This is a genomic window from Streptomyces sp. NPDC037301, assembly GCF_055602785.1.
The window spans coordinates 23,638-35,896 of sequence record NZ_JBVJWD010000002.1; the positions used below are offsets into that span (position 1 = coordinate 23,638).

Annotated in this window: 7 protein-coding genes and 1 pseudogene; 1 reads left to right on the forward strand and 7 read right to left on the reverse strand. The window is 70.2% G+C overall.

What is annotated here, in order from left to right; translation table 11 throughout:
* Positions 1-140 precede the first annotated feature (140 nt).
* The 4 genes from ACZ7IB_RS03395 to ACZ7IB_RS03410 all read right to left on the reverse strand — a co-directional run bounded on the left by ACZ7IB_RS03395 (position 141) and on the right by ACZ7IB_RS03410 (position 6,445).
* Positions 141-1,610: a catalase gene (locus tag ACZ7IB_RS03395; protein ID WP_470908804.1), complete on the reverse strand. Its 1,470-nt coding sequence runs from the start codon at positions 1,608-1,610 to the stop codon at positions 141-143.
* 133 nt (positions 1,611-1,743) lie between these two features.
* Entirely contained in the window at positions 1,744-3,675 is a 1,932-nt protein-coding gene (locus tag ACZ7IB_RS03400; protein ID WP_470908806.1) for a SpoIIE family protein phosphatase, read from the reverse strand.
* A 371-nt stretch (positions 3,676-4,046) separates the two neighbouring features.
* Entirely contained in the window at positions 4,047-4,745 is a 699-nt protein-coding gene (gene fomD, locus ACZ7IB_RS03405) for a cytidylyl-2-hydroxypropylphosphonate hydrolase (RefSeq protein ID WP_470908808.1), read from the reverse strand.
* Positions 4,746-5,020: 275 nt separating this feature from the next.
* Entirely contained in the window at positions 5,021-6,445 is a 1,425-nt protein-coding gene (locus ACZ7IB_RS03410; RefSeq protein ID WP_470908810.1) for a class II fumarate hydratase, read from the reverse strand.
* Between the two features lie 106 nt (positions 6,446-6,551).
* Here ACZ7IB_RS03410 and ACZ7IB_RS03415 point away from each other — a divergent pair, with 106 nt between their 5' ends.
* A complete protein-coding gene (locus ACZ7IB_RS03415) occupies positions 6,552-8,081 on the forward strand; it encodes a ricin-type beta-trefoil lectin domain protein (protein ID WP_470908811.1) in 1,530 nt (509 codons plus the stop codon).
* Between the two features lie 61 nt (positions 8,082-8,142).
* On the opposite strand, the gene ACZ7IB_RS03420 is transcribed toward ACZ7IB_RS03415, so the two are convergent.
* The 3 genes and pseudogenes from ACZ7IB_RS03420 to ACZ7IB_RS03430 all read right to left on the reverse strand — a co-directional run.
* Complete coding sequence (locus ACZ7IB_RS03420; RefSeq protein WP_470908813.1) at positions 8,143-9,444, reverse strand: M18 family aminopeptidase; 1,302 nt, start codon at positions 9,442-9,444, stop codon at positions 8,143-8,145.
* 426 nt (positions 9,445-9,870) lie between these two features.
* On the reverse strand, positions 9,871-11,238 hold the full coding sequence (locus tag ACZ7IB_RS03425; protein ID WP_470908815.1) for an MFS transporter: 1,368 nt from the start codon (positions 11,236-11,238) through the stop codon (positions 9,871-9,873).
* Between the two features lie 5 nt (positions 11,239-11,243).
* Positions 11,244-12,107: pseudogene (locus ACZ7IB_RS03430) on the reverse strand (RNA-guided endonuclease InsQ/TnpB family protein); the annotation flags it as partial.
* Between the last annotated feature and the right edge of the window lie 152 nt (positions 12,108-12,259).

A 12,259-nucleotide genomic window follows, 5' to 3' on the forward strand; every position in this document is an offset into this window, starting at 1 on the left:
GAGGGAGGGAACCCTGGACGGCCGGGCAACGGCAACAACGTCGCGAACACCCCCCCCGGACGGTGAGGCCGTGAGGACGTGGGGGGGGGGCGGTGCCGACCGCCACCCCCCCTCACTCATGTCAGCCGCGTATGACGGTGTCAGCCGCCGTTGACCTTCTTGGCGATCCGGTCGCCGAGGTCCTTGTCCACGTTGCGCCAGTACTGCAGCGCCCGCTCCAGGACCGGGGCGCTCACCCCGTCCAGCAGATGGCCGGAAATGTTGGACACCAGCCGATCACGCGCCGCGTCGTCCAGGACCTTGCGCACCATCGTGCCCGCCTGGCCCCAGTCGTCGTCCTCGCGGTGCAGCTTGTACGCCTCGTGCACCATCTCGCCCGCCGTGGCCCAGCCTGCCGGGTCGCCGTAGCGTTCGGTGTCCGCGGCCGGACCGCCGTACGAGTTCGGTGCGTAGACCGCTCCCGTACGAGCCGGCTCGTACCGCATCGGGCCGTCCTTCGCGTACGAGTTCCGGCCGAACCGCGGACGGTTCGGCGGCAGCTGCGCGTAGTTCGGGCCGATCCGGTACCGGTGGGTGTCCGGGTACGAGAAGAGCCGGCCGAGCAGCATCTTGTCGGGCGACGGACCGATGCCGGGCACCAGGTTCGACGGCTCGAAGGACGCCTGCTCGATGTGGACGAAGAAGTCCTCGGGGTTCTCGTTGAGCGTCATCCGGCCGACTTCGATCTCCGGGTAGTCGCCGTGCGGCCACACCTTCGTGAGGTCGAACGGGTTGAACCGGTAGTCCGGCGCATCGTCGAACGGCATGATCTGGACGTACAGCGTCCAGCTCGGGTGGTCACCGCGCCTGATCGACTCGAACAGGTCGCGGCGGTGGACGTCGCCGTCGCTGCCCGCGATCTCGTCGGCCTCGGCCTGGGGGTAGAAGTCGATGCCCTGGTCGGTCTTGAAGCGGTACTTGACCCAGAACCTCTCGCCGCCCGCGTTCACCCACATATAGGTGTGCGAGCTGTAGCCGTTCATGTTGCGGTACGACTTCGGGATGCCGCGGTCGCCCATCAGCCAGGTGACCATGTGCGCGGACTCGGGGGAGAGGGTCCAGAAGTCCCACTGCATGTCGTGGTCACGCAGGGCACTCTCCGGGCGGCGCTTCTGCGAGCGGATGAAGTCCTGGAACTTCATCGGGTCGCGCACGAAGAAGACCGGCGTGTTGTTGCCGACCATGTCGTAGTTGCCGTGCTCCGTGTAGAACTTCAGGGCGAACCCACGAGGGTCGCGCCAGGTGTCGGGAGAGCCCTGTTCACCGGCGACCGTGGAGAAGCGGGCGAGCATGGCGGTCTGCTTGCCCGGCTGGAAGAGGTCGGCCTTGGTGAACTGGCTGACGTCGTTGGTCACCTTGAAAATGCCGTAGGCACCGGAGCCCTTGGCGTGGACCACTCGCTCGGGTACCCGTTCCCGGTTGAACTGGGCCATCTTCTCGATGAGGTAGTGGTCCTGGAGCAGGATCGGACCGTCGGATCCGACAGTGAGCGAGTGCTCATCGCTCTCCACCGGGATTCCGGCGTTGTTCGTGGTGTAAGGGGTGTTCTTGGTCTTCGATTCCTCAGGCACGAGCGTCCTCCCGTCGGTGGGGGTTTCGGTCAGGTCGTCTCGTTCACGACTGAAGTCAACTCCGCCGACAGGAGGTCGGCAACATTTGGCTACCGCCCGTGCAGGGCTCTTGTCCGCCCCGGCCCGGCCTCCCCTACTGGCCCCGGGTCGGCATCTCGAACCAGACCACCTTGCCGGTCGAAAGACGCGTCGCCCCCCACCGTCTGGCCAGCCGGTTCACGAGGAACAGGCCGCGGCCGCCCTCGTCCATGTCCCGGGCCCGGCGCTGCCGGGGCAGCTGCGGCGCGTCGTCGCCGACCTCGCAGCGCAGGATGTCGGTGCGCAGCAGCCGCAGCGTCACCGGCCGCTCCGCATAGCGCACCGCGTTGGTGACCACCTCGCTGACCAGCAGCTCCACCGAGTCGGAGAGATCGTCGAGCCCCCAACGGTTCAGCGCCCGGCGGGCCAGCCTGCGGGCCCGTCCCGGAGCTGTCTCCTCCGGTTCCAGGTGCCAGTACGCGACATCACTTGGCGCGATCCCGCCGAACCGGGCGGCCAGCAGCGCGATGTCGTCGTCCCGGTCGCCGGGGCCGAGCATGTCGAGCACGTCGTCGCAGAGGGCCTCCAGCGGCGGCGAATGATCCGGGCCGGTGAGCCGCGCGGTGGCGGCGAGACGTTCGCGCAGCTGCTCGATCCCGGTCCAGACGTCCCGCAGCCGGGACTCCACCAGACCGTCGGTGTAAAGGAGCAGCGTGGCGCCCGCGGGAGCGTCCAGCTCGACGGCCTCGAAGTCCACACCGCCGACGCCGATCGGAGCGCCGGGCGGCACCCGCAGCACCTCCGCGCGGCCGCCCAGATGGAGCAGGACGGGCGGCGGATGTCCGGCGTTGGCGATGGTGATGCGGTGCGCGACGGGGTCGTACACCGCGTACAGGCAGGTCGCCATGCGGTCGCTGCCGAGCCGCTGCGCCTGCTCGTCGAGGTGGTGCAGCACCTCCTGCGGCGGCAGGTCGAGCCCGGCGAGGGTCTGCGCGGTGGTGCGCAGCTGCCCCATGATCGCCGCGGACGTCATGGAGTGGCCCATGACGTCGCCGACGACCAGGGCGACCCTGCTCCCGGGCAGCGGGATCGCGTCGTACCAGTCGCCGCCGACCCGGGCCGTCTCGGCGGCCGGGAGATAGCGGGAGGCGAGCCGGACACCGGTCGGCTGCGGCAGCGAGTCGGGCAGCATGGTGCGCTGCAGCTCGTCGGCGATGTACGCCTCGCGTCCGTACAGCACGGCCTTGTCGATACCGAGCGCGGTGTGCGTCGCCAGCTGGGCAGCGACCAGCAGGTCATTGGCCTCGAAGGGCGGCCGTTCGGTCCCGCGCAGGAAGACGGCGGCGCCGATCACCCGTCGCCGTCCGCGCAGCGGGGCGAGGATCGCACGGTGCCCGGTGGGCACGGTCCGTCCGGTACCGAGCAGTTCGGGCAGCGCGGCGCGGGCCGCTGCGGAGTCCCCGAAGACCGGCCGTACACCGCGCAGCACCTCGGCGAGCGCGCCGCCCGAGCGGACCTCGCACAGCTCGGCAGCCGGGGGCAGATCGCCGTGCGGATCGATGGCGGGCAGCCGCAGTCGTTCGATCTCCGACGAGGTCTCGGTCTCCTCCTCGTTTAAACGCAGCCGGTCGGACCGGCGCAGCCGCAGTACGAACGGGGAGACCGGCCGCTCGTCGCCGACCGGGAGCGGGTCGCGGAGGTAGACCAGTATGGCGTCGGAGAACGTCGGCACGCTGGCCCGGCACAGGCCCAGCACGATCTCGTCCAGGTCTATGCCGCGGGCGATCCGCCGGGTGGCGGCCCCCACGAAACGCAGCCGGTCGCCCTCGCGACGGGCCGCGGCCTGTGGGTCGAGTCCTGGGGGGCCGGGGTTCGCCGCGGAAGCCGCCGGATTCGCTCCCGCGCCCGGCGCCGTGGCCGGGCCGGGGATCGCGGCGGTGGCAGGGGAAGCGGCCGGCGCGGCATCCTGCTGCCGCGGCCGGGTTCGTTCCTGCGACCGGGCGGCAAGAGGCTGCCGGCCTTCGTGGGAGGTGGGATGCTCCGTCACGCGTGGGGTTCCGTCCGTCCGGGCCGGTTGTATGAGGCAATCACCTCGTGGGGCGCTACTGTGCCCCGGCAAGAGCGGCGATCACAACGGCTGTCACCGGATGCCCCCGAACGAGGGGCCGAAACCGGATGCCCGACGCGTGGTTCGGTGACAACGTTTCCGGCGACGGGGCGGGCGAAAGCGAGCACGTCTCCACCCCCTCGTAGTGGCTCATGCGACTCATACGACTGATGCTGCTCATACAGCTCATGCAGTGAGTGGTGCTCGTGCGATGACTTGCGGTCAGGTCCGGTGCCGCGTCCGCCGGTTGGAGCGGAGCGGCCTTCCGGAGGACGATCCTACGTTTGCCCCCCTGGGGTGCATCAAGGGTCTCACGACGGCATATGCGAGGGGGTACGGTCCCAGTCATCCGGGAGCGCGGGAACCCGCCAGCGCGGATCGGGCCGCCAGTCCTCCCAGCCGTCCCGGAACGGCGCGCCCCAGTTCCGGATCACCTCGACGGCCGCGAGGCCCGCCCCGCGTACCCGCTGCGCGGTCTGCGGGGCCATCAGTCCGACCCGCTGGGCCTGGGCGAACTCGTCCTCGTCGCGCCAGACCCAGCTGCGGTCCGGGTATACGGAGATGTCGAGAAAGTGATCCTCGGAGTCGATGCCGCCCGCCCAGCGGGTGCGCGGTTCCTCCAGGTTCACGTACCAGCTGCGGAACTGCCAGCCGGGCTCCCAGAACAGCCAGACCGACCAGGGTTCACCGGGACGGGCGAGCTTCAGCACGCCGTTGCCCAGCCATGTCGAGCGGGCGGTGGTGCGCGCGGCGGTGTAGCGGGTGGCGAGCGGCTCGTCGTGCACCTCGGTGCCGTTCGCCAGCACCGGCTTCACGCACTCGGTGCCGGGTGCCACCCATACGGCGAGCAGCTCGTCGGTGTCCTGGACGACGGTGACGGGGCGGCAGATGTGGACCGGGCCCAGGGCATGATCCGGCGCGGCGTCCCGCCGCAGCGGGCCGTTGTCGCGGTAGCGCCACAGGATCTGATCGCCCGGCGCCCAGTGCTCGATGTATCCACTACCTGCCATGGGCAGATCTTAGAGGGGCCGGTAATCGGGGGGCGGCGTCACGGGGCCGGGCACGCACTCCCCCAAGGCCTTAAGGGCCAGGGGGGACCCCCTCCGGCGCTGTCGTCAATCACCATGGCTCCTTCCCCAAGCTCTCGGCTGCGCTCGAGCAGGGGAGACCCCATCTGCATCGATCCTCCGCCTTGCAGCTGCACGCACCCAGCCCCGCTCCTTCTCCCACCCCCCGATTACCGGCCCCTCTCAGAGGTGCCGTGGCCCGGTTGCCGCGACGCATGTCACGGGCGGGTCATACGCAACACGTCCAGCGCCTCGTCGAGCTGCTCCACCGTGAGATCGCCGCGCTCGACATATCCCGAATCCAGCACCACCTCGCGGATCGTCCTGCGCTCGGCCAGGGACTTCTTGGCGACCTTCGCCGCCTCCTCGTAACCGATGTACTTGTTCAGCGGGGTGACGACGGACGGCGAGGACTCCGCGTACTCCCTGGCCCGCTCCACGTTCGCGGTGATCCCGTCGACCGTACGGTCCGCGAGCAGCCGGGAGACATTGGCCAGCAGCCGCACCGACTCCAGCAGATTCTTCGCGATGACCGGAAGCATCACATTCAGTTCGAAATTGCCCGCCGCGCCCGCGACGGCGACCGTCTGGTCGTTCCCCATCACCTGGGCCGCGACCATCAGAACGGCCTCGGGAATGACCGGATTCACCTTCCCCGGCATGATCGACGAGCCCGGCTGGAGGTCGGGAAGGCTGATCTCGGCCAAACCGGTGCGCGGCCCGGACGCCATCCAGCGCAGATCGTTGGAGATCTTGGTGAGCGAGACGGCGAGGGTACGGAGCTGGCCGGACGTCTCCACGAGCCCGTCCCGCGCGCCCTGTGCCTCGAAGTGGTCCCTGGCCTCGGTGAGCGGCAGCCCGGTGGCGCGGGCGACCTCGGCGATGACGGCGGCGGAGAAGCCGGGCGGGGTGTTGATGCCGGTGCCGACGGCCGTGCCGCCCAGCGGCAGCTCGGCGAGGCGGGGGAGGGAGGCGCCCAGCCGCTCGACGCCGTACCGGACCTGTGCCGCGTAGCCGCCGAACTCCTGGCCCAGAGTGACGGGCGTGGCGTCCATCAGATGCGTACGTCCCGACTTCACGACCGTCGCGAACTCGGCGGACTTGCGTTCCAGGGCGGCAGCCAGATGGTCCAGCGCAGGGATCAGTTCGCCGGTGACGGCCGCGGTCGCGGCGATGTGGATGGAGGACGGGAAGACGTCGTTGGACGACTGCGAGGCGTTGACGTGGTCGTTGGGGTGGACCTCGCGGCCCAGGCGCTCGGTGGCGAGGGTGGCCACGACCTCATTGGTGTTCATGTTGGACGAGGTGCCGGACCCGGTCTGGAAGACATCGATCGGGAAGTGTGCGTCCCAGCGCCCCTCGGCGACCTCCTCGGCGGCCTCCTGGATGGCCAGGGCGATGTCCGGGTCGAGCACCTTCAGCTCGGCGTTCACCTTGGCCGCGGCCGCCTTGATCCGGGCCAGGGCCTCGATGTGGGCCCGCTCCAGGCGCTGGCCGGAGATCGGGAAGTTCTCCACCGCGCGCTGTGTCTGGGCCCGCCACCTGGCGTCCTTCGGCACCCTCACCTCGCCCATCGAATCGTGCTCGATGCGGAAATCCGTGCCGCCCGCGGGGGTCTGTGCGGTGGCCTGTGCGTCGTCCATGGGGTTCAACCTCCTGGAAAAGTTGAGCACTTGTCTTGTTCTGTGTATTCCCAAGTCGCCTACCGACCAGTAAATACCGGGGGTAACCACAACCAGGGGAGGCGCAATGAGGCGCACCAGACACAGACTTCGCCGTACGGTCGCGGCCGCCGCGGTCATGGCGGCGGCATTGGGCGGCATGGCCGCCGCCGCAGGACTGGCGGTCGCGGCAGACCGGTCCGGTATCACCAGTACCGCATCCACCCCCCTGTCGCCCGAACTGGAGGCCATCCGAGCCGCCGAAGCCACCCGGCTGTACGGCGACCCGGCCGAGCGCCCGCTCGCCGACCGCAAGACCGGGCTGATCTCGCTCGGCGACAGCGAGATCTCCGGCGAGGGCGTCGGCACGTACGAGGCGGGCACGAACGGCCCCGACAACTGGTGCCACCGCTCGCCCGACTCGGCCATCCACCGGACCGGGATCCCGGCCGACGTCACGTACAACGTCTCCTGCTCCGGCGCGTACACCGGCAACATCGTGATCGGCGGATCGAAGCAGTACGCCGACGAACTCGTGCAGAGCGACAACCTCGCCATCAAGGCCCGCAACACCCGCATCAAGATGATCGTGCTGGTCGCCGGCGCCAATGACGACCTCCAGTTCGGCCCGGTCATGACGGACTGCGTCCAGCGCTGGGTGCTGTCCCAGGGGACCTGCCAGCCGAAGTACGAGGGCGGCTGGCAGGCGCGCGTCGACGGACTCGTCCCCAAGGTCGAGAAGACGGTGCGCGATCTGAAGACCGTCATGTCCGACGCCGGATACGGCAACAGTGACTACAAGCTCGTGGTCATGGGCTACCCGAGCCCCATCGGCCCGGACTTCTACGACAACCCGGACTTCCCCGGCAAGCTTCCCGGCGGCTGCGCCGGATACGACTCCGACGCCGCCTGGGGCCGTGACGTCGCGGTCCCCGCCTTCGAACGCGGCATGCGCAAGGCCGCCGCCGACACCGGAGCCGTCTACCTGGACAACTCCCGGCTCTTCCACGGCCACGAAGTCTGCAGCGAGAACACCTGGGCCCGCGGCCTTTTCATCGACCTGTCGCACTTCCCGCCGGACTCCAACTCCGTACGGCAGTCCTTCCACCCGAACGCGCGCGGCCACGCCGCCTTCGCCTCCTGCCTGACCCAGATCTACAACTCGTCCCTGCGCGAGGCGAGCTGCGCAGACCCGGCGAGCACCGGATCGCCCGTCCTGCAGGCCGCGGCGTGGGACGACGTCTTCAAGCCCCTGAAGAACGAGGCCACGGGCACCTGCGTGGACGTCCCCGCCTCGGTGACCCGCAACGACACCGGGATCGGCGGCTGGGACTGCCACGGCGGCCGCAATCAGGGCTGGTGGTACGACTCCGGCACGAAGAGCATCGTGACGGAGCTGAGCCACGACCGGTGCCTCGATGTGCCGGGCGCCGACTACAAGGCGGGCGCCACGCTCGTCGTGTGGAACTGCTCGGGCGCGGCCAACCAGCAGTTCGTCAAGCAGTCGGGCACCTTGCGCCCGGCGGCCTCGACCGGGCTGTGCCTGACGCTCGCGGCGGCCAAGGACCCGCTGAAGCTGCAGAGCTGCGACGGCAGTGCGAAGCAGCGGTTCGCGTAACTTTTTCCCGCGGTGCAGGGAGGGGCGGGGCGGCCTCGGCCACCCCGCCCCGGCCGGTGTGTCAGCCGGACGTCACGAACGCGCCCAGGACGGCTGCCAGATGACCGGGGTCGTCGGCCCCGCACAGCTCGCGCGCCGAGTGCATGGACAGCCCCGGCACTCCCACGTCGACCGTCGGGACACCCAGCCGGGCCGCGGTGAGCGGGCCGATCGACGTGCCGCACGGCATCGCGTTGTTGGAGACGAACGGCTGCCACGGCGCACCCGCCCGCTCGCACGCCGCCGCGAACACCGCCATGCCGGTGCTGTCGGTGGCGTAACGCTGATTGACGTTGACCTTGACCGAGGGGCCGCCGTTGGGCAGCGGATGATGGCCCGGATCGTGCCGTTCCACGTAGTTGGGGTGCACCGCATGCGTCATGTCCGCGGAGATGCAGAAGGCGCCGGACAGGGCGCGGGCGAAGTCCTCGGAGCTGCCGCCGCGCGCGGTGACCGAACGGCCGAGGACCCGTTCCAGCAGGGGGCTCTGCGCGCCCGTCTCCGAACCGCTGCCGACCTCCTCGTGGTCGAAGGCTGCCAGGACGGGGATGTACGAGGGACCGTCGTCAGCGGTCGCCGCACCTGCCAGGGCCGTGACGCCCGCATGCACCGACACCAGGTTGTCCAGCCGCGCGGACACCACGAACTCCCGGTCCGCGCCGAGATATCCGGGCGGCTGGATGTCATGGAGCATCAGATCCCAGCCTAGGACGTCGTCCCGGTCCACTTCCCCGGCCGCCGCGACCCGGCGCAGCAGCGAGCCCTCCTCGGGCGCCCCGAGCGCCCACAGCGGGGCGAGATGGCGCTGCCGGTCGAGGGCGAGCCCCTCATTGACCGTACGGTCCAGATGGATGGCCAACTGGGGGACCCGCAAAAGCGGTTCGTCGATCTGGACGAGCCGGGACTCGACCCCGCCGCCGGGGCCGCGCAGCGCGAGCCGCCCCGAGATGCCCAGATCGCGGTCGAGCCAGGTGTTCAGCGGAACGCCGCCGTAGATCTCCACGGCGATCTGCCGCCAGCCCGCCGACCCGGTGTCGGGGGTGGGCTTGACCCGCAGATTCGGGGAGTCCGTGTGTGTGCCGACGATCCGGAAGGGTGTGTGCGCGGGGGCGCCCTCGGGGACGTACCAGGCGATCAGGGCACCGCCGCGGGCGACGAAGCTGCCGCCGGTCGTGCCCGTCCAGTCGTCCGTGCCGCGCAGTTCGCGGAAGCCGGCCTTCTCCAGGCGCTGGGCGGCACTCGCCACCGCGTGATACGGGGAGGGGCTGGCCCTGATGAAGGACAGCAGGTCGTCGGCGTGGCTGCGGTGGGGAAGCGGCGTCATACGGCGTCCGCCTTTCCGGTGTTCGACGGTGAGGTGAGGGTGGGCGAACCCGCGCCGAGCCGCTGGGCGCGGAGCGGTGTCCGGGGTGTGTGGGGGGTGGCGGCTGTTTCCTGGTTCCCCAGGACTGCTTCCTGATGCCCCGGGTCGGCGGAGCGCTGCAGGAACGTCCGACAACCCACCGCAGCGGTCCGGCAAGGCGCAAGTCCGCGGCGCGGCCCGCTGCGTGAAATCGGCGGTGCCGGACCGGCCGCCCCGGCGCGGGGGGTCCGAGGTGACCGGGGGTGTACGGGGCCCGTGCCGGGGGCGTCCGGGAAGACGCCGCGGAGGGCCGGGACACGCGGCACCCCGTTCTCCGGCACCGCCCGTGCCCGACGGCCACGCACGAGTGCGCCTCAAGATTGGCTGAATTCCGTCGTACGCGAACCCTCACCGCACCTGCTCACCGCGATCGGCACCGGAGCGGGGCGCGAGGACGCGATCTCGCCTCCGTGGCCCCGCCACCCTGATCAGGAACACCACGGCGATCACGATGGCCACCCCGTGCGACCAGGCGACGACGGTCAGCGGGCTGTGGCCGTCGAGTGCCGCCGCGACCAGGATCATGCCGACGCCGAACCCGAGATTCTCCACCGTCGCGGAGAGCCCGAACGCATGACCACGCAGATCGGCGGGGAGCGTCTGCAGATGCGAGGTGTACGAGACCTCGGTGAGCCCGTCGGCCGCCCCTGCGACAAGTGCGATCACGGCGGTCGCCGCCGACGGGAACCCGGCGAACGCCAGAATGAACGCCCCGGACATCAGACACGTGCCGTACCCGAACCCCGGTGCACCCACCGCCCGCCCGGTGCGCTTGATGTACCACTGGATCAACTGCTGCGCGACGACGTTCCCCAGCGCCCACAGACACCAGAACGCGCTGACGAACACGGCAGGGTGCGAGGCGTCGAGCCCGGCGGAGTAGACCGGCAGCGCGGCGTTGTGGGAGGACGAACCGAAGGCGTCCGCACCCCGCAGCACCACCATCAGACCGAGACCGGGCGCGGCGGCCGACCTGAGGAACGCCCCCGGCATCCGCCGCCGCCCCGTCCAGGTCCCCCGCCTACCCTCCTGGGTACGTCCGCCGGAATCCCCCTCCGATTCCGGCCGGGCGTCCTTCCCCCTGCCCCCGCCCGCGATCGGCAGCAGGGCCACCGTCACGGCGCAGACCACAAAGGTGGCCATGTCCACCACGAACGCGGCGGTGTAGCCGACCAGCGAGACCACCACACCCGCCGAAGCGAAACCGGCCACCATGGCCAGCGAACGTCCTGTGATGGAAAGGGAGTTGGCCCATGACCGCCGCTCGTCGCCGACCATCTCGGGAATGGAGCTGCGCAGCGACACCATGAAAAGTGTTCCGCAGGCACCCACCACCACGGAAACGGCTATCAGCGCGGCCGTCCGCATCCCCTCCGGCGCGAAGACCAGCAACAGCATCACCGCCGCCTGCGCCGCATTCGTCCACAGCATGATGCTCTTGGCCGTGAATCGGGCGAGGAGACCGCCGGCAGCGAGTCCGGCGAGAAATCCGGATCCCAGCCGCACGGCCATGAACAGGCCCATCGCAAGCGCTCTGCCCGTCGTCTCGTAGACGAACAGATTGAGCGCCACCATATTCAGGAAGGTGCCGTACGAAGAGAGGGAGTATCCGGCGACGAGGAATCGATAACGGCGCTCGCCGCGCGCCGTGCCGGCCGGATCGATGTCCGGTGCCGGGTCCGGCCGGTCGTCCGCCTGTTCGACGTCTTGTGTCACCGGCCCTCGACCGCCAGCGCGTCGTGGTCGCGGACCACGGCCTTGGCCCACTTGCGGGCAGTGTCCTGCCGCTGCCGGGCCACCTTCTTGTGCAGCTTGGCGGCCTGCCGCTGCGCTTCGCGGTAGCCCTTCGACTGGGCCTTGCCCCGGGGCGCACGGCGTCGGGCCGTCATCCGCTGGTAGCGCGCGAGGCCGCCGACGGCTTTCTTCCCGTACTCGGCGTGGGGCAGGCCATGGTCATCGGACGTGGTGGTGGCCGTCTCCTTCACGCCCCAGTCGATCCCGATCACCGCACCTGTGGAGGGCAGCGTCTCTGTGGCGGTGGGGACGACGAAACCGGCGTACCAATGCCCGAGGCTGTCCCGGTACACGCGCACCGACGACGGCGGCTTGGGCAGATCGCGCGACCACACCACGGTCAAGCTGATGCCCCCGGCCAGGTGCAGGCGACCGTCCTTCAACCGGAAGCCGCGCTGCGTGTAGTTGAGCGTGGGGTCCGTCTCGTGCTTCTTCTTGTACTTCGGCATCCCGGCACGCTGTCGCATCGGCAACCGGGCCTTGATGTCCTTGAGCGCCTTGGCCCGGGACTTGCCGAAGTCGCGGATCAACTGCTGCTGCGGAACGCTGCTGCCCTCACGCAGCCAGGACATCGCGGTCCGGGCCTCGGTCAGCATCTTGTCCAGCCTGGCCGGGCCGCACTTCTCATCCTCGGCATGGGCCTTCTTCGACCGGGCGCAGTTCTCGTTCCAGATCCACCGGCACCGCGCCCACTCCGCTTCCAGCGCGGCGGCTGCGGTGGACGACACACGAAGCCGGTAGGCGTACCGGGCACGCCCGGCGTTCTCCCCGCTCTGCGCTCCTGTCGTCATGATCCCCAACCTAACCGCCCCCACTGACAACGCCCGCTGGGGTGGGAACGGCCCGGGGGGGGGGGGGGGAGGGGGGGGGGGGGGGGGGGGGGGGGCGGGGGGGGGGGGGGGGGCATGGGGGGTGTTTTTTTTTTTTTTTGTTTTTTTTCTGG

What these genes read in the sequence shown, in the direction of transcription:
- fomD (WP_470908808.1), bottom strand. Translation starts at nt 4,745, where the DNA reads ATGGCAGGTAGTGGATACATCGAGCACTGGGCGCCGGGCGATCAGATC.
- ACZ7IB_RS03410 (WP_470908810.1), bottom strand. Translation starts at nt 6,445, where the DNA reads ATGGACGACGCACAGGCCACCGCACAGACCCCCGCGGGCGGCACGGAT.
- ACZ7IB_RS03415 (WP_470908811.1), top strand. Translation starts at nt 6,552, where the DNA reads ATGAGGCGCACCAGACACAGACTTCGCCGTACGGTCGCGGCCGCCGCG.
- ACZ7IB_RS03420 (WP_470908813.1), bottom strand. Translation starts at nt 9,444, where the DNA reads ATGACGCCGCTTCCCCACCGCAGCCACGCCGACGACCTGCTGTCCTTC.